This window comes from Pseudomonas fildesensis, from assembly GCF_001050345.1.
Lineage (GTDB): Bacteria > Pseudomonadota > Gammaproteobacteria > Pseudomonadales > Pseudomonadaceae > Aquipseudomonas > Aquipseudomonas fildesensis.
In genome coordinates this window covers 57,347-75,307 of record NZ_LFMW01000013.1, presented here as the reverse complement: position 1 = coordinate 75,307, position 17,961 = coordinate 57,347, and the positions used below count along the sequence as shown (strand labels likewise).

The following is a 17,961-nucleotide window of genomic DNA, read 5'->3' as shown; positions in this document are numbered from 1 at the left end:
TCGAATATCCATTGCAGCGCTTTCGACTCATCAATGGATAGCGTCGACGCGATAACGTCTATCTGGTTGTCATTGCAGCGTGCGTAGCTGTTTTGATCGCCTAAGCGTGTCCCCGAACATCCAGTTCTGCCGCTCTGCCACCGTCTTGCGCCGTTATCTGGCATCTCCCTCGCCACAAGTACAGTGCGCCCCCTTAACTGACTGGCATTACGGTCAGTCGCCTGGTTTTCCTGGATGCCCGGGCCGTGTCCTTAGGAGACTTCTTCACCGAGGGTGCGCAAGCGGATCTCGTAAAACTCGGACTGGCGCGCCGTGTCGTAGGGAAACATCGCCCGGCTAACGAACGCACCGTCGGTACCGGGTTTGGGCAGGGGTTCAGGTGGTTCGGGAATCACATGCAAAAAATTCATCGGCTTTACGCCCGGCGAGTTTCGCTGGACGTCGAGGCGTGCGTGGTAAACACCGACAACCCGGCACGCGCGGCGTACATCGCCCACATCAACTCGGCCGCTGCCCGCGCCTGGCGGCGTTTGCGGTGGAGGGTGAAGTCGATGACGGTGGCGGATGTTTGCATGGGGACGGTCTCGTGGTGCGTGGGTGACTCAGTGGCTCCACAGTAATGCGTGTCGGTTATTTCTATAAATACTGAGTTTGCATGTGTTAATTCGATTTTGGACTTAAAAGATAAAACCGGTCCGACACTGTTGTGGGAAGGGTCTGGTCCGTTAATAAAGCGTGACCTGGCGGACATGCCTGTCTTCCCATCCCTGTTCGCGTGGTGGGCTCGGCCTTTCACGCTCCCGAATTTCAAGGACCTGCCCATGCTGCTGCGACCCCCTCCGTTCCTGTTTGCCGCGCTGACGCTCAGTTCATGGGTGCAAGCCGAAGCATTGCAATTGGCACCGGTCGAAGTCACCACGGCTGAAGCCAGCGCCGGCGAAGTGGCCCAGGCGCAGCTCAAGAGTGTACCCGGTGGCACCAACTTCATTGACATGAACAGCGTCCAGCAGGGGCGGGTGAGCACCAATGAGGATGTGTTCAAGTACCAGGCCGGTGTGTACGCCAAGGCGGCGAATAACGAAGGGGTGAAGCTCTCGATTCGTGGCTCGGGCCTGAACCGCAGCCCGGGCTCCCATGCGTCGGGGCTTTATGAAATGTTCGACGGCCTGCCGCTCACCGGCCCCGGCGGCACGCCCTATGAACTCAAGGACCCGTTGTGGCAGAGCCGGGTTGAAGTGCTGCGCGGCGCCAACGGGTTTGATCAGGGCGCGCTGGCGCTGGGCGGCGCGGTCAACTACGTCACGCACACCGGCTACGACGCGCCGAAGTTGCAGGTGCGCTACGAAGCGGGCAGTCGTGGATACGCCCAGCGCGAGATCAGTTCGGGCCAGGTGCTGGGGGATGCTGACTATTACATCAGCCTCACCGACTCGGAGTCCGATGGTTACCAGCACCAGAGCGCCGGCACGGGCAAGGGCATTGCGGCCAACTTCGGCTATCGCTTCAACCCGGAACTGGAAACGCGCTTTTACTTCCGGTACCGCGAAACCACCAACGACACACCGGGCAAACTCACGCGTTACCAGATCAGCCACGATCCGCGTGCCGCCAACAGCGTCAACGTCGCCCGAGACTCCAAGCGCCTGCAGCCGGGCTCTACGTGGATCGCCAACAAGACCACGTTGCAGTTGGATGACAGCTCCCGTGTCGAGGTCGGCCTGGCCTATCACGATTACCCCATGGACCTGCGCGAAGGCACCAACCGCCTGAAAGTCGCTTACACCGATATCAGCGGCACGTTGAATTACATCCGCCAGGACACGTTGTTCGGGCATGACAGCAAAACCACCCTCGGTTTGCGTACGACACAAGCGATGCCCAACAACGGCGCGTCGGAATATGTACGTACGCCTGCGAATAACACCGCCATCTACGCGCCCGGCACCAAGACCCGCGACTACACCTACCTCGGTTCCGACACTGTGCTGCATATCGGCAACGACCTGGAACTGGTCCCGGACCTGTGGCTGACGACCGGCCTCGCCGCGATCTACACCCGCCGCGAAACCCAGGTCACCTATCCCGAAGGCCAGGCGCCGCTCAGTCAACATGACTGGGACTACGCGCCGCGCATTGGCCTGCGCTATGACTTCAACCCGCAGTTGCAGGTGTACGGCAACCTGAGCCGCTCGGTCGAGCCGCCACATGCGTGGTCGATGATCTGGGGTTCCAACAAATATTTCCCAACCGGCAGCGGCCCGGCCACCGGTCTACAGCGTGAAGGCGTGAGCCTGAAAAACCAGACCGCCACCACCCTGGAAATCGGCGGCCGTGGCGAGGAATGGTTCGGCCAGTGGGACCTGGCGCTGTACCGCTCCGAAGTGCGTCACGAGTTGCTCACCGTCGAAACCCTGGCCCAAACGTCGTCCAGCAATGCAATCGTCGCCGAATCAAACGCGAGCCCCACCGTGCATCAAGGCGTGGAACTGAGCCTGCTCAGCCCACTCTGGGACGGCGGCCGCACCGGTAAGCTGGCCCTGCGCCAGGCCTACACTTTCAGTGATTTCCACTACCGCGACGATGATCGTTTCGGCGACAACACCTTGCCGGGTATCCCCAAGCACTACTACCAGGCGCAACTGCGCTACAGCCACCCGACCGGTTTCTACACCAGCCTCAACACCGAGCATTCTTCACGCGTGGCGGTGGACTATGCCAATTCCTACTATGCCGCCGCCTATACCCTACTCGGCGCTACCTTCGGCTACGACGCGCCCAAGCAGGACTGGCAAGCCTGGGTCGACCTGCGCAACCTCACCAACCGTCGCTATGCCAACACTGTCACGCCGGGTTACGACGACAAGGGCCTGGACGTCGCCCGCTCCACGCCCGCCGATGGGCGTGGCATCTACACCGGCGTGTCGTGGAGTTGGCGTTGAGCTGACGAGCCTAAAGGTTGGAGCCAACCGACCCCTTGTGGCGAGCGGGCTTGCCCGCGTTGGGGGGCGAAGCAGGCCCAATAGGATGAACGCGGTTCGCCAGGTACACCTGCGGCGCTGGTTTGGGGACGCTTTGCGGCCCAACGGGACGGTGCGGCGATACGACAAGCTCCCTCACCACAGGATTGTGCAAACCTGTGAGGCCCTTGCTCCCGTTTCGATTTACTGGCATTGTTTGCGCAATTGGTAATATTTCCCATTTGAGAAGTTTTTGCGCATGCATGACATTCCGGCCTCGCTGGGCGACTCAGCCCGTCAGCAGACCCTTACGGCAATGTACAGCGAGCACCACGGCTGGTTGCACGGGTGGCTGCGCAAAAAGCTCGGGTGTTCCCAGCATGCCGCCGACCTGGCCCACGACGCCTTCATCCGCGTGCTGATGCTGGCCGAACCGCAAAACATCAAGGAACCCCGCGCCTTTCTCGCAACCACGGCGGGGCGGTTGCTGATCGATGGCGCCCGTCGGCGGCGTATCGAAAGGGCCTACATGGAAGCCCTGGTAATCCAGTGCGAAGACGCCGGCATGCCCGACCCGGCCGAGATCCACGTGGCGCTGCAAGCCCTGGAGCGCATCGCCGAGATGCTCGCGGGTTTACCCGCCAAGGCCCGCGAAGCCTTCCTGTTGAGTCGCCTCGATGGGCTTACGTACAACGAGATTGCCACGCGCCTGGACGTGTCCGCCAGCAGCGTCAAAAACTACATTTCCAGCGCGTTGGTGCACTGCTACCACAGCCTGCACGCGGCAGACCCGCTGTCATGAGCTCCGAACAGATCATTCAGCAAGCGGCGAATTGGCTGACGCGCCTGCACGACGAAGACATCAGCGACATCGACCGCCACGCCTTCAATACCTGGTGCCAGACCGATCCTCGCCACGCGGTAGCCATCGACCGCATGCGCGCGTTGTGGGGCAGCCTCGACACCTTGCCCGCGCAACCGGCACGTATCGCCTTGAACCGGGCCTTCGCACCGCAGCGTTCACGATTGGCGGCGCGCAGTACCCAAATGCTCGGTGTACTCGGCGTCTTGCTGTGCGGCTGGATGGGCCTGGACCACCTGCCGGTGTGGATGGCCGACCAGCGCACCGGCGTGGGCGAACGTCGCCAGATCGCCCTCGAAGACGGCAGCCAGTTACAGCTCAACAGCAACTCGGCGGTGGACGTTAAATTCGACGGCCACCAGCGCGTGATCGAACTGCTGCAGGGCGAACTGTGGGTGGACGTGGCCAAGGACGCGCAACGGCCGTTCGTGGTGCGGACCGACCAGGGCACCGCGACGGCGCTGGGCACGCGTTACCTGGTCAAGCGTGCGGCGGATGGCTCGACGGTGGTGACGGTGATCGAGTCCACCGTGGCGGTCAAAGGCGAGGGCGCAGACGGCGTGAAAGTCACGGCCGGCCAGCGTTCGATCCTCGACCATGGCCGCGCCCAGGCCCCGCAAACCATCGCCAACGCCGACCCGGACGCCTGGACTCGCGGCCTGCTCAAGGTCAACGACCAGCCGTTGAGCGACGTGCTGCAGACCTTGGCCAGTTATCGTCATGGGCTGGTGCGCTTCGATCCCCAGGCCCTGCAAAACCTTCGGGTGTCCGGTGTGTTCAAGCTGGATGACACGGCAGCGGCGCTGGCGGCGCTGGCGGATAACCTGCCGATCCGGGTGGAGTATTTCACCGATTTGCTGGTGGTGGTCAAACCGCGCTAGCTCAGCCTTCGTTCTGGCGCAGTCGTTTATACAGGGTGTTGCGGCTCACCCCCAGCTCCCGCGCCAGGTGGGAAATATTCCCGCCTGCCGCCTTCAAACGCTGCGTCAGGTCGATGCTGCCATCCAGAAATTCACCGGTGGGCAACGGCGGCGTCACCTTCAAATCCACAAAAAAATCGTCCGGCAGATGCTCCGGACGGATCGGCTGTTCCTCCGCCATGGCCAATGCGACCTGCAACACACTGCTTACCTGACGCAAATTACCTGGCCACGGGTGTTGCTCGAACAACCCCAGCACCTCGGCGCTGAGCCCGGCCCATTGGGTCGGCTCGCGGTGCTGCTGCCACAATTGCTGGAACAGCGCTTGCTTGTCAGTACGCTCGCGCAACGGCGGGAGCTCCAGGGTCAGGCCGCCGATGCGGTAGTACAAATCCTCACGGAAACGCCCGGCCTGCACCAGTTCCCTTAGCGCCCGGTTGGTCGCCGAGATGATGCGCAAATCCACCGGGAATAGCTCGCTGCTGCCCACCGGTTGCACGCAGCGCTCCTGCAACACCCGCAACAGGCGGGCCTGGGTCGGCAGCGGCATGTCACCGATTTCATCGAGAAACAGCGTGCCTTTATCGGCCTTGCGGATCAGGCCGATACTGCCTTTCTGATTGGCGCCGGTGAAGGCGCCTTTTTCGTAGCCGAACAGCTCCGATTCCACCAGTTCGGCCGGAATCGCCGCACAGTTCACTGCGATAAACGCCTGCTGGCTGCGGGAACTGGCCTGGTGCAGGGCTTTGACAAACACCTCTTTGCCCACGCCGGTTTCACCGTGGATCAACAGTGGAATGTCTTTTTCCAGCAGACGCTCGGCCTGGCGCACGGCTTTTTCCACGCGCACATCGCCAAAATGCAGGGTCTTGAGGCCAATCGAGGCGGGTTTGGGCGGCGCGGTTTCGGTGAACACCCTGGCTTGCACTGGTATCTGCCGGGGGCGCTTCAACAAGCATTGGAATCGATTGCGTCCGGCCGCCTGCAAGGAAAATGGCAATCCCTCCGGCTGATTGAGCAGCTCCAGCAGCGACACCTTGAACAAACTGTCGATCATCACTCGCGACAGGCTGATGCCCAGCAGGTTGTCGGCACGGCGGTTGGCCGACAACACTTGGCCGCTTTCATCAAAGATCAGCAGGCCCGCCCACTGGCTGTCGAGGTTGCTCAGGCCGGTGTTGAAGGTCAGCTGGAAATGCTCGCCGCGAAACAGGTTGAGGATCAGCCGGTTTTCCACCGTCTGGCTCATCATCTTGACCATGCCCAGGGTGTGGGAGGGCGGCAGGTAGCTGTCGCTGGACACATCCAGCACCGCGATGATTTCGCGCTGGGCGTCGAAGATCGGCGCTGCCGAGCCGGTCATGAAGCGGTTGGCCTTGAGGAAGTGTTCGTCATGTTCGATATGCACCGCCTGGGCACAGGCCAGCGCCGTGCCGATGGCATTGGTGCCGCTGGAACGCTCCATCCAGCTGGCGCCGGCGCTGAAACCACGTGCCAGCTTCGGCTCGATAAAACGCTGGGTGCCCCACGACGTCAGGACCTGGCCATGGCTGTCGGCCAGCATGATCAGGCAGTTGGAATTGCTGAGAATGTTCTCGTAGTAGGGCAGCACTTCCTGGTGAGTGGTCTGCACCAGTGAATGCTGGCTCTCCAGCAACTGGCTGATGCCCTCGGCGGGAAGCTGGTCGAAGCTGGGCGTGCTCTGGTGATCCAGGCCAAACGCGCGGCAACGGCGCCAGGAGTCCTGGATGAGGGTGTCGTGAGCCAAGGGTTCGGCCATGGTGCGACCTTCTGTTTTTTATTGTTGTTATGACCCCGGAGCACATCCCTGTAGGAGCCGGCTTGCCGACGATGAGGCCCTGAAGAACTGCATCGTCCTCCAGACTGCTATCGCCGGCAAGCCGGCTCCTACATGGGGCGTGGCGGGGTGAAAAGCCTACTCAGTGTTGTTCATAACTGTTCATTGTCAACCCCGTGGCTGTTCAGTTGTTCAACCCGGCCTGTTCATTTCTGTTCACTCCTGAACATCGCATTTAACCCATTTCCTTGCAGATCAATCACCTGCCGGTTTTGGCACGAAACTCGCTCTGACGAATGACCAGATTCATTCCAATAATAAAAAGGGCGTGTCATGTCATTGACCCTGGAACATGTCTCCCGCGTCGTCGAAGGCCAGACCTGGATCGACGATGCCAACCTGCGATTCGAAGCCGGTTCCTTCAACGTCCTGCTCGGCCGCACCCTGTCCGGCAAGACCAGCCTGATGCGCCTGATCGCCGGCCTCGACAAGCCGAACACTGGCCGCATCCTGATGAACGGCGTGGATGTCACCCAAAAGCCGGTACGCCTGCGCAACGTATCGATGGTGTATCAGCAGTTCATCAACTACCCGACCATGACCGTGTTTGAAAACATCGCCTCGCCGTTGCGCCAGGCGGGCGTGTCCAACGAGCTGATCCAGAGCAAGGTGCTGGAAACCGCCAAGATGTTGCGTATTGAGAAATTCCTCCAGCGCCATCCGCTGGAGCTGTCCGGTGGCCAGCAGCAACGCACGGCCATGGCCCGAGCGCTGGTGAAAGACGCCGAACTGATCCTGTTTGATGAGCCATTGGTGAACCTGGACTACAAACTGCGCGAAGAGCTGCGTCAGGAAATGCGCGAGCTGTTCGCCGCGCGCCATACCATCGCCATCTACGCCACCACCGAACCCAACGAGGCACTGGCCCTGGGCGGTACCACCACCATCCTTCACGAAGGCCGGGTGATCCAGAGCGGCAAGGCCGCCGAGGTCTACCATCAGCCGCAGACCGTATTGGCTGCCGAGCTGTTTTCCGAGCCGCCGATCAACCTGATGCCAGGGCGCATCAGCGGTAACGAAGTGAGCTTCGCCAACTTCGTGCACTTCCCGCTGAATGTCGACCTGCGCCCCATCGGCGAGGGCGAGTTTCGCTTCGGCGTGCGCCCCAGCCATATCAGCCTGGTGCCCAGCAATGACGACGACCTGGAACTGGCCGTGACCGTGGAAGTGGCCGAGATCAGCGGCTCGGAAACCTTCCTGCATGTGCGCAGCGAACACTTCCTGTTGGTGCTGCACCTGCCGGGGGTGCACGAGTACGACGTCGACGCGCCGATCCGCGTGTATATCCCCACCCATAAATTGTTTGTGTTCGATGGGCAGGGCCGCTTGGTCCAGGCCCCCGGCCGCCGTATCGCGAGGGTTGCCTGATGGCCGAGATCCATTTGCAGAACCTGGCGCACAGCTACAGCCCTACGCCGGCAGGTCCCGAGGACTACGCGATCCGGGAAATGAACCACGTGTGGGAGCAGGGCGGCGCCTACGCTTTGCTTGGCCCGTCAGGCTGCGGCAAGTCGACCCTGCTCAATATCATTTCCGGGCTGCTCAGCCCCTCGGAAGGCCAGGTGTTGTTCGACGCCAAAGTGGTCAACGACCTCACGCCGGAAAAACGCAACATCGCCCAGGTGTTCCAGTTCCCGGTGGTGTACGACACCATGACGGTGTTCGACAACCTGGCCTTCCCGCTGCGTAACCAGGGCATGGCCGAGGCGAAAATTCACAGCAAGGTGCAGGAAATTGCCGAGGTCCTCGACCTGCAAAACCTGCTCGGCAAAAAAGCGCGCAACCTTACCGCCGATGAAAAGCAGAAAGTCTCCATGGGCCGTGGCCTGGTGCGCGACGACGTGTCGGCGATCCTGTTTGACGAACCGCTGACGGTGATCGACCCGCACCTCAAATGGAAACTGCGGCGCAAGCTCAAGCAGATCCACGAGCAGTTCAATATCACCATGGTTTATGTCACCCACGACCAGTTGGAGGCCTCGACCTTCGCCGACAAGATCGCGGTGATGTACGGCGGGCAGATCGTGCAGTTCGGTACGCCGCGCGAGTTGTTCGAGCGGCCGAGCCACACGTTTGTCGGCTATTTCATCGGCAGCCCAGGGATGAATCTGATCGAAGTGCAGGCCGAGGCGGGTGGGGTGCGTTTTGCCGGCACCCACCTGGCCTTGTCCGAAGCATTGCAGCAGCGCCTTGCCGATACGGACTACAAGAAATTGCAGGTGGGCATCCGCCCGGAGTTTATTCACGTGTGGGATGAGCCCAACCCTGACGCCCTGCAGGCCGATGTCACACACCTCGAAGACCTCGGCACCTACAAAATCATGACCCTCAACCTCGACGGCGCAACCCTGAAAGTGCGCCTGGCCGAAGACAAGCCCGTGCCCGAAGGCAACGCGTCCATCAGCTTCCCCGCGCAATGGCTGATGGTCTACGCCGACGATTACCTGCTGGAGGTGCTGCCATGAACAAGGTGCAGAACAACAAGGCCTGGTGGCTGGTGTTGCCAGTGTTCCTGCTGGTGGCGTTCAGTGCGGTGATCCCGATGATGACGGTGGTCAACTACTCGGTGCAGGACATCTTCGACCAGTCCAGCCGCTACTTCGTTGGCGCCGACTGGTACAAGCAGGTGCTGCTCGACCCGCGCCTGCATGACTCGCTGCTGCGCCAGTTCATCTATTCGGCGTGCGTGCTGTTGATCGAAATCCCGTTGGGCATCGGCATCGCCCTGACTATGCCGACCAAAGGCCGCTGGTCGTCGCTGGTGTTGATCATCCTTGCCATTCCGCTGCTGATTCCGTGGAACGTGGTGGGCACCATCTGGCAAATCTTCGGCCGCGCCGATATCGGCCTGCTCGGCTCGACGCTCAACGCTATGGGCATCAACTACAACTATGCGGCCAACACCATGGACGCCTGGGTCACCGTGCTGGTGATGGACGTGTGGCACTGGACTTCACTCGTGGCGCTGTTGTGCTACTCCGGGCTGCGTGCCATTCCGGATGTGTACTACCAGGCTGCGCGTATCGATCGCGCATCAGCGTGGGCGGTATTCCGACACATCCAGTTGCCGAAGATGAAGAGCGTGCTGCTGATCGCCGTGATGCTGCGCTTCATGGACAGTTTCATGATCTACACCGAGCCCTTTGTGCTGACCGGCGGTGGACCGGGTAACGCCACCACCTTCCTCAGTCAGACGCTGACCCAGATGGCTGTCGGCCAATTCGACCTGGGCCCGGCGGCGGCGTTTTCGCTGGTGTACTTCCTGATCATCCTGTTGGTGTCCTGGCTGTTCTACACCGCCATGACCCACTCCGACGCCAACCGCTGAGGCCGCCAACATGAGTAAACGCAAGCTTATACCGCTGCTGATCTACATCCTGTTCCTGCTGGTGCCGATCTACTGGCTGCTGAACATGTCCTTCAAGAGCAACACCGAAATCCTCGGCGGGCTGACGCTGTTTCCGCAGGACTTCACGCTGGCCAACTACAAGGTGATCTTCACCGACCCGAGTTGGTACACCGGCTACCTCAACTCGCTGTACTACGTGAGCCTGAACACGGTGATTTCCCTGAGTGTGGCGTTGCCGGCGGCCTACGCGTTTTCGCGCTACCGTTTCCTCGGTGACAAGCACCTGTTCTTCTGGCTGCTGACCAACCGCATGGCGCCGCCGGCGGTGTTCCTGCTGCCATTCTTCCAGCTGTATTCGTCCATTGGCCTGTTCGATACGCACATCGCCGTGGCACTGGCGCACTGCCTGTTCAACGTGCCGCTGGCGGTGTGGATTCTCGAGGGCTTCATGTCCGGGGTGCCGAAGGAAATCGACGAAACCGCCTACATCGACGGCTACTCTTTCCCCAAGTTCTTCGTGAAAATTTTTATCCCGTTGATTGGCTCGGGTATCGGCGTGACGGCGTTTTTCTGCTTCATGTTTTCCTGGGTCGAGCTGTTGCTGGCGCGCACGCTGACCTCGGTCAACGCCAAGCCTATCGCGGCGGTGATGACGCGAACGGTGTCGGCGTCGGGTATCGATTGGGGCGTGCTGGCAGCGGCGGGGGTGTTGACCATCCTGCCGGGCATGCTGGTGATCTGGTTTGTTCGCAACCACGTGGCCAAGGGCTTTGCCCTGGGCCGGGTCTGAGGAGTCGATGATGGAATGGATGGCCTGGACCACCCCCACTGCGCTGTTCTTTGGTGGCATCGCCCTGATTCTGGCGGGCATGACCACTTGGGAATTGCGCTCACCGAGCATCCCTCGGCGCGGTTTTCTGCCGATCAGCACCACCCGTGGTGATCGCTTGTTTATCGGTCTTCTCGGAAGCGCCTACCTGCACCTGTTGGTGATCGGCGTAACCGGCTGGAGCATCTGGGTGGCGTCCGCGCTCTCCCTGGTATGGCTGTTGTGTGTGATGCGTTGGGGCTAGGCATGCACTCTGCAGGTGCGAGCCTGTGTGGCGAGGGAGCTTGCTCCCGCTGGGCTGCGAAGCAGCCCCAAATTGGATGTTCGAGATACATCTGCTGTAACTCGGTGATCGGTTTGGGAGTGCTGCGCACGGGTGCGCCAGCCCGGTCCAGCGGGAGCAAGCTCCCTCGCCACAGCAAGCTCGCGCCTACAGGGGCGGGTGTTTCAAGCCCCGTTTGAAATTAACCAGGAGGTCTCTATGTTGAATAAAAACAATAAGCTGCGACATAGCATTTCATTGGCCGCCGTACTGGCCCTCAGCGGTTTGAGCGCCACGGCCTGGGCCGATGCGTATGAAGATGCGGCGAAAAAATGGATCGGCAGCGAGTTCAAACCGTCCACTCTCACGGCTGACCAGCAGCTTGAGGAACTGAAGTGGTTTATCAAGGCGGCAGAACCGTTCCGTGGGATGAAGATCAACGTGGTGTCGGAAACCCTCACCACCCACGAGTACGAATCCAAGGTGCTGGCCAAGGCCTTCAGTGAAATCACCGGGATCAAGCTGACCCACGACCTGCTGCAGGAAGGCGACGTGGTGGAGAAGCTGCAAACCCAGATGCAGTCCGACAAGAATATCTATGACGGCTGGGTCAACGACTCGGACCTGATCGGTACGCACTTTCGCTACGGCAAGACCGAATCCATCACCGACCTGATGGCCAACGAAGGCAAGAACTTCACCTCGCCGACCCTCGATATCAAGGACTTTATCGGCATCTCCTTCACCACCGCGCCGGACGGCAAGATCTACCAGCTGCCCGACCAGCAGTTCGCCAACCTCTATTGGTTCCGCGCCGACTGGTTTGAACGCGCCGACCTTAAAGCCAAGTTCAAGGAAAAATACGGCTATGAGTTGGGCGTGCCGGTGAACTGGTCCGCCTATGAAGACATCGCCAAGTTTTTCAGCGAAGACGTCAAGGAGATCGATGGCAAGCGCGTCTACGGTCACATGGACTACGGCAAGAAAGACCCGTCCCTGGGCTGGCGTTTCACCGATGCCTGGTTCTCCATGGCCGGCGGTGGCGACAAGGGTTTGCCCAACGGTTTGCCGGTGGACGAGTGGGGCATTCGCGTGGAGGACTGCCACCCGGTGGGCTCCAGCGTGACCCGTGGTGGCGACACCAACGGGCCAGCGGCGGTGTATGCCACGCAGAAATACGTGGACTGGATGAGAGCCTACGCGCCACCGGAAGCGGCGGGCATGACCTTCTCCGAATCCGGCCCGGTGCCGTCCCAGGGCAACATCGCCCAGCAGATCTTCTGGTATACCGCGTTTACCGCCGACATGACCAAACCCGGCCTGCCGGTGGTGAACGCCGACGGCACACCGAAATGGCGGATGGCGCCCTCGCCAGTCGGGCCTTATTGGGAAAAGGGTATGAAGAAGGGTTATCAGGACGTGGGTTCCTGGACTTTCCTCAAGTCGACGCCTGAGAAGCAGAAACTCGCGGCCTGGCTGTACGCGCAGTTCGTGACCTCGAAAACCGTTTCGCTGAAGAAAACCATCGTTGGCCTGACGCCGATTCGTGAATCGGACATCAACTCCCAGGCCATGACCGACCTGGCGCCGAAACTCGGTGGCCTGGTGGAGTTCTACCGCAGCCCGGCCCGGGTGGAGTGGACCCCGACCGGCACCAACGTGCCGGACTACCCGCGCCTGGCGCAGTTGTGGTGGAGCCACATCTCGGAAGCCGCCAGCGGCGAGAAAACTCCACAACAGGCCCTCGACGGCTTGGCCAAGGACCAGGACGCGATCATGACGCGCCTGGAGCGTTCCAAGGTGCAGCCGGTGTGTGGGCCGAAAATGAACCCCGAGCGTGACGCGCAGTACTGGTTCGACCAGCCGGGCGCACCGAAGCCGAAACTGGCCAACGAGAAACCGAAAGGGGAGACCGTGAACTACAACGACCTGCTCAAGTCGTGGGAGGCGGCGCGTAAGTAATTGCACCCAGGTAATCAACGGCACGCTTGCGTGCCGTTTTGCGTTCAGGCCTCTGTGAACCGCTTGGCCAGGAATCCATACAGCAAATACCCGAACGCCAGCACCAGCATCGCGCCAAACACCGCGTCTTCACCGCAGGCATAAATCGCATACAGTGAGTACCCTACGGCCACCAGCACCACCAGGGTATTACGTGCCTGTATCGATGCACTCACCCGTGCTTTGTGCATCATCACCAGCAAGCCGGAAAGAGCGGTCACATAGGGCACCAGGTTGGTCACTACCGCCAGATTAACCAGGCGGTTGAACTGTGCGCTGGCATTGGGCGAGATGGTCGACAAGGCAATCAGGCTCTGCAATGTCGCACACGCCACTAGCCCCAGCACGGGTGCATGCGCCCCGTTGACCCGACTGAAAAAGCGCGGAAACAGACGCTGATCTGCTGACATTTTTGCCGTTTGCGCCAGGGTGAATTGCCAGCCCAGCAATGAGCCGATGCAGGCCAGGACTGCCAGGGCCATCACGACCTTGCCCACCCAGGGGCTGAACATTTGTGCGTAAACCAGTGCAAACGGCGCAGACGAAGCGGCCAGTTCGGTGTTAGGTACGATGCCCTGGATCACCGACGTCGACAGCACATACACCACCGCCACACCAAGGGTACCGAACAGGCAGGCCAGGGGCACCGTGCGCGTGGGATTCTCGACGGCGTCATACCCCTGGGCGGCCGTCTCCATACCGAGAAAGGCCCACAGGGTCAGCGGAATACTCGCGCTTACGGCGTCCCACAGGCGCAGATCGTGCGGGTTCCAGGCGGCGCTGAATACCTGCGCTTTGAAATAGAACCATCCGATCACGCACAGTCCCACCACCGGAATGATAACGCCCCACACCGTCACCACGCCGATGCGCCCGGTGACGCGCGGGCCGCCAAAGTTGGCTGCGGTGGTCAGCCAGATCAGCGCCAGGCTGCCAATAAACAGCGGCACTTGCCCGCTGCCCAGCCACGGAATAAACGATGACAGATAGCCCACCGCCGAAATGGCGATCGCCACATTGGCGATGATCAGCGAGAGAAAATACAGAAATGAGCACATGAAGAACCCGGACTTGCCATGGGCCTCTTCGGTGTAAGCCGACATACCGCCGCTGCGCGTGCAGAAAATGCCGCATTGGGCAAAGCCATACGCAATCGCCATCGAACCGATCGCCGTGACGACCCACGACAGCAACGAAATTGCCCCAAGTTGCGCCATGCTCGCAGGCAACATGATGATCCCCGAGCCCATCATATTGATCGCCACCAGGGTGGTGAGGCCCAGCAGGCTCATCTTTTTGCTTGGTGCGGGCATCAAAGCTCCTTGTTATCAACGCGAACAGCAGATCTGCAACTCTTTGGATTTACCGGTGCTGATCTTTCGTTTCGTCCAGAACCCGCGCCGTATCTGCACCATTGCCTCCCGAGGGATGCCGGTCTCGGTCCTGTGGTTTTCAGCCTTGGTGGCCAAGGCGCGCAGTTCGATCAATTGAGCGTTCATAGTGGCCATGCTGTCCCTTCCCACGAACGCTGCGCAAGCCAAAAGCAGAAACAGGCAGGATTGAAGCAGTAATGGCTGCGTCAACCGTCATTTGAACGGAGCCAGCTCCGTCAGTACCTGTGGTACCAGTAAGTCCATTACGTCACAGAACAACAAGCGGTCGCGCCAGTCGTTGCGATCACCGATCACATAGAAGCGTCGCTTGGCTCGTGTTGCTGCAACGTTCAGTAGATTGGGCTCGCTGACCACCCAATCACGCGCAGCCGGGTTTTCACTGTTGCCACCCAGCACCATGATGACCACCGCTGCCTCTTTGCCCTGCATCGTATGGATGGTGCCGTAGACCATCTTGCGTGGAAGCAGATCCCTGAGGCGGTCCCGCACTGCTTGGAAAGGCGTAATAACAGATATGTCGGAGATGCTTACGCCGTCTGCACGAAGGCTTGTCAGCAAGCGCATCAGCGCATCTCCTTCTGCGGGAACCCAATTCCCGGTGGACCCGCCGCTGGCCTGAACCCAACCTGTAGGCAAGCTGGCGGTGGTTTCTTTTTCCGGGGGAGGGGGGCGAGTGCCAAATACCATCACCCCGTCATAGGCGATCCGGTTGGCTAGCGCGTACATCGGTCTATCACAGCGACGGTGGACCACCAGGGGCAAGCCGACCCATCGCTTATCATCCACCGGGCCCATCATGCGACCCCATTGCGTGGCTTCGTCGGCCAGAGTTTGCGCGGATTGGCGGCTTGGGAGCCAGTGCTCATCGACCCCATAGCGTGTGCGCATATGTTCCAGTACGGCATCCGATACGGTGACGATAGGCTTGAGTTGCAAAGGGTCTCCCACCAATACCGCGCGCCGAGCACGCCACAGTGCGCCCACTGCTGCCTGCGGTGTGGCCTGGCCTGCTTCATCCACCAGTAGCCAGCCGATTTCGCCTACACCCAATGAGCCGAATGAGCGCGCAAACGACGCGAAAGTGCTGCTCAAAACAGGAACAAGCATGAACAATGACGCCCAGCCAGAGCGGATTGCATCGCGGGAGAGGCCACGGAAACGGCCCCCTTGCAGTACGCTGTTAATGAAAAACAGGTTGGTGCGAATACGCTTGGCTTCGAGTTCGAACAAGCATTGATGTAGCTTGAGTGCCTGGATGAAAACGCGTGCCCGTGCCTGTCGCCACCCAGCAATCGCCCAAGGCTCAACAAGCTCTATGGCCTCACCGCGTCCGATGATGCCGTGCTTGAGCCAGGCCAACAAATGGTCGGCTTTGCAGGCCTGTGCCAGGGCAGTGATGTGTTCGCCGTGCTGGCGCTGACGTGACTGCAGGTGCACCAGCGTTGCGTTGGCTTCGCTATACAGGCCCTCAAGCAGTTTGCGTTCGGCTGCTTGGCGAAGCGTACTGCGCTTGACGCGTTCAAAGCCCTCTTGCGCGACTGAACGCCTCGCGTTGATAAGGCGGCCTACGGTGTTCCAGCTGCGTTGCGCTCCCCACAGGCTAAACAAATTGGCAAAGAAGCCTGGCGTGTCCTGCTGGTGTGATTGCAGTTCGCGCAGGCACTGTTGAAGAGCCTCCTCAGCGGGTTTGAATTCGACCTCGTCAAGGTGTGCGAGTCGCCCATCGACGTCTTTGATTTTGCCGCTCAACTGCTTGAGCGTGTCGGTCTGCTCAGTAACCTGATGGCGTAGATCATTCAGGGCCTGAATATGCGCATTGATGCGCAGGGCGTCGGCACTCAGTTGTTCGGCATGTGACTTCGCCGCGTTATAGGCGGCGACCGCCTGCTTCCAGGTTTGCAGGCGTTGAGCGGTGGTCCGCGTGACATCGACTTGAATTTTCAGCCAGCCCAGAAAGCCTTGAGGTCCCGGTTCTTCGGCGTCATCAGGCAGGTCGCCCGATTCAGATTCGTTGGGCTCCTGTTGATCCTCAAGTGCTTCGGCGTCCATAGCCGTCATCCAATCGTTGTGGTCATCGAGCGTGCTGCCGGCCTTGGGCTTTTCGGGTGATTTCCCGTAGAAATATCGGCTGATGAACGCATTACGCCGGGTTTTGCTGCCCAGCGCTGCTGAAATCAAGCCCCAGGCGGGTTTACCACTGACCAATTCGCCCAGTTCGCTAAAGTAGTCGGCTTCCGGCAGCCAGCTTGGGTCGACCTTGTCTCGTTGGGGCAGCTCCAGAGTGACGTTTTCAACAGCCCCGTTATTCGAAGACGCAATGACTATTTCAAAACCGAGCAGGGCAGGGTTGAGCTTATGGATTTTTTGGGCATCGTTACCGTCGCCGGCCTTTTCCGGTACATCGTCGATGAACGCTGCAGAGGCGCGAGGCAGGCTGGCGAGTTTATCGGCTCGCTGAGTGACCACGGCGGCTATAAGATCCCGTAGCAAGGTGGTCTTGCCAGTACCGGGCGGGCCGTTGATACCGAGTATGCCCTCGCCATCGCCCAGCGTGCGCATGATGGTGTTCACTGCCAGTTGCTGAGAATGCACCAGCCCAAGATGGTGTTCCGCAGGCCAGCATCCCGATGCGTAATGCTTGGGCGTCAATCGCTCGATGACTGACAAGCTGGCATCGTCATCATCGATGTGCAGGCGATTGTCCGGGGCGTGCCGCGCAAGGTATTGATCAAGCGCCTTGCTCGACAGGCCTTTTCGCAAGCTGTCTGACACGTCGGCGAGGTCTGAGAGCAGGAAACTGTTGAGCGGGTCGTCTTCCTGCTCCGGTTTCTTTTCCTTGACGGGGGTGGAGCGCCACCGGTGGCGAAGTTGAGCGGGCTCTGGGAAAAAATTATCCAGGCCAAGGAACTGGCGAATGTTGACCGTCAACTGGAGCAGCGCGTCCGCGTCGACCTGGCCACCCATCAGCACCTTAATGTCTTCACGCAAGCAATTCTGGTCGTCGTCGAAACCTCGGGTCCAATCCCTTTTGCTCAGCGCGCGGCCAAGGAACCAGGCTTCGCTGGAGAGCACCAGGCTGTCTTGGACCATCATGCCCTGAGCCGTGAATTTCAGAGCAAAGAGTGCAGACTCTCGGCGTTTTGGATGTTCTTTGTAGCCTTGGTCGGCGCCGTAAAGCTGCTTGAGCTCATCGGCCACTGCCTGGCTGTCGTACAGGTGGGCGAATAGGGTATGGCTCCAGACCCTCTTGCCTGGGATCTGCTGGCCTGCGACGGGACTCTCTTCAGACCAAGGCATCACCGTTCGAGCAGCGTTGACGTCGTGGAAAAACGACGAAAACAGGCCGTCGCGCTTTTCTATTTTCGGGGCTGATTGAGGTTGTAACAGCTCAACGGCGTGCCAGTAGCGGGTGATGCATTCTTGATTCATCAACTTCATTCCTTTGTGGTTGACGCCGGATTGTCCCTGTTCGGCGGCACGCTCGTGACTTTCTGATGGTACAACGCGACTCACATACCTGGAAATTGCC

The 17,961-nt window shown here is 60.2% G+C and carries 13 protein-coding genes and 2 pseudogenes; 9 read left to right on the top strand and 6 right to left on the bottom strand.

The annotated features are described in order from the left end of the window. Positions 1-254: 254 nt before the first annotated feature. Positions 255-350: pseudogene (locus tag ACR52_RS31325) on the bottom strand (helix-turn-helix domain-containing protein); the annotation flags it as partial. A gap of 65 nt (positions 351-415) precedes the next feature. Continuing rightward, a complete protein-coding gene (locus ACR52_RS30960; RefSeq protein ID WP_173439300.1) occupies positions 416-574 on the bottom strand; it encodes a hypothetical protein in 159 nt (52 codons plus the stop codon). A 247-nt stretch (positions 575-821) separates the two neighbouring features. On the opposite strand from ACR52_RS30960, the gene ACR52_RS19905 reads away from it, so the two are divergent. The 3 genes from ACR52_RS19905 (at position 822) to ACR52_RS19895 (ending at position 4,700) form a co-directional block, all read left to right on the top strand. Beyond that, positions 822-2,939: a TonB-dependent receptor family protein gene (locus ACR52_RS19905; RefSeq protein ID WP_048728360.1), complete on the top strand. Its 2,118-nt coding sequence runs from the start codon at positions 822-824 to the stop codon at positions 2,937-2,939. Between the two features lie 277 nt (positions 2,940-3,216). Further along, on the top strand, positions 3,217-3,759 hold the full coding sequence (locus ACR52_RS19900; protein WP_048728357.1) for a sigma-70 family RNA polymerase sigma factor: 543 nt from the start codon (positions 3,217-3,219) through the stop codon (positions 3,757-3,759). Then, positions 3,756-4,700: a FecR family protein gene (locus tag ACR52_RS19895; RefSeq protein WP_048728355.1), complete on the top strand. Its 945-nt coding sequence runs from the start codon at positions 3,756-3,758 to the stop codon at positions 4,698-4,700. Before ACR52_RS19900 ends, ACR52_RS19895 begins: the two co-directional genes overlap by 4 nt. 1 nt (position 4,701) lies before the next feature. On the opposite strand, the gene ACR52_RS19890 is transcribed toward ACR52_RS19895, so the two are convergent. Next, positions 4,702-6,519, bottom strand: coding sequence for a sigma-54-dependent Fis family transcriptional regulator (locus ACR52_RS19890; RefSeq protein WP_048728352.1), 1,818 nt, complete (start codon positions 6,517-6,519; stop codon positions 4,702-4,704). A gap of 351 nt (positions 6,520-6,870) precedes the next feature. Between ACR52_RS19890 and ACR52_RS19885 the strand changes: the two genes are divergently transcribed. The 6 genes from ACR52_RS19885 to ACR52_RS19860 all read left to right on the top strand — a co-directional run bounded on the left by ACR52_RS19885 (position 6,871) and on the right by ACR52_RS19860 (position 12,999). Continuing rightward, positions 6,871-7,965 (top strand): ABC transporter ATP-binding protein, encoded by a 1,095-nt coding sequence (locus ACR52_RS19885; protein WP_048728350.1) that lies wholly within the window; start codon positions 6,871-6,873, stop codon positions 7,963-7,965. Beyond that, a complete protein-coding gene (locus ACR52_RS19880; RefSeq protein WP_048728347.1) occupies positions 7,965-9,062 on the top strand; it encodes an ABC transporter ATP-binding protein in 1,098 nt (365 codons plus the stop codon). The genes ACR52_RS19885 and ACR52_RS19880 overlap by 1 nt, the downstream gene beginning before the upstream one ends. Next, positions 9,059-9,925 carry a carbohydrate ABC transporter permease gene (locus tag ACR52_RS19875; protein ID WP_048728343.1) on the top strand — a complete coding sequence of 289 codons (867 nt, stop codon included), beginning with the start codon at positions 9,059-9,061 and terminating at the stop codon, positions 9,923-9,925. The genes ACR52_RS19880 and ACR52_RS19875 overlap by 4 nt, the downstream gene beginning before the upstream one ends. Positions 9,926-9,935: 10 nt before the next feature. After that, on the top strand, positions 9,936-10,736 hold the full coding sequence (locus ACR52_RS19870; RefSeq protein ID WP_003232361.1) for a carbohydrate ABC transporter permease: 801 nt from the start codon (positions 9,936-9,938) through the stop codon (positions 10,734-10,736). A gap of 10 nt (positions 10,737-10,746) precedes the next feature. After that, the gene (locus ACR52_RS19865) at positions 10,747-11,019 is read left to right on the top strand and encodes a DUF2160 domain-containing protein (RefSeq protein ID WP_048728336.1); all 273 of its coding nucleotides are present in this window, start codon (positions 10,747-10,749) and stop codon (positions 11,017-11,019) included. A 237-nt stretch (positions 11,020-11,256) separates the two neighbouring features. Next, positions 11,257-12,999 carry an ABC transporter substrate-binding protein gene (locus tag ACR52_RS19860; RefSeq protein ID WP_048728333.1) on the top strand — a complete coding sequence of 581 codons (1,743 nt, stop codon included), beginning with the start codon at positions 11,257-11,259 and terminating at the stop codon, positions 12,997-12,999. 44 nt (positions 13,000-13,043) lie between these two features. Here the strand turns inward: ACR52_RS19860 and potE are convergent, their stop codons facing one another. From potE to ACR52_RS19845, 3 genes and pseudogenes are all read right to left on the bottom strand, one after another. Further along, complete coding sequence (gene potE / locus ACR52_RS19855) at positions 13,044-14,351, bottom strand: putrescine-ornithine antiporter (RefSeq protein WP_048728330.1); 1,308 nt, start codon at positions 14,349-14,351, stop codon at positions 13,044-13,046. Between the two features lie 93 nt (positions 14,352-14,444). Next, positions 14,445-14,537, bottom strand: a pseudogene (locus ACR52_RS30465) (AraC family transcriptional regulator); the annotation flags it as partial. Between the two features lie 87 nt (positions 14,538-14,624). After that, the gene (locus ACR52_RS19845; protein ID WP_048728324.1) at positions 14,625-17,861 is read right to left on the bottom strand and encodes a DEAD/DEAH box helicase; all 3,237 of its coding nucleotides are present in this window, start codon (positions 17,859-17,861) and stop codon (positions 14,625-14,627) included. Between the last annotated feature and the right edge of the window lie 100 nt (positions 17,862-17,961).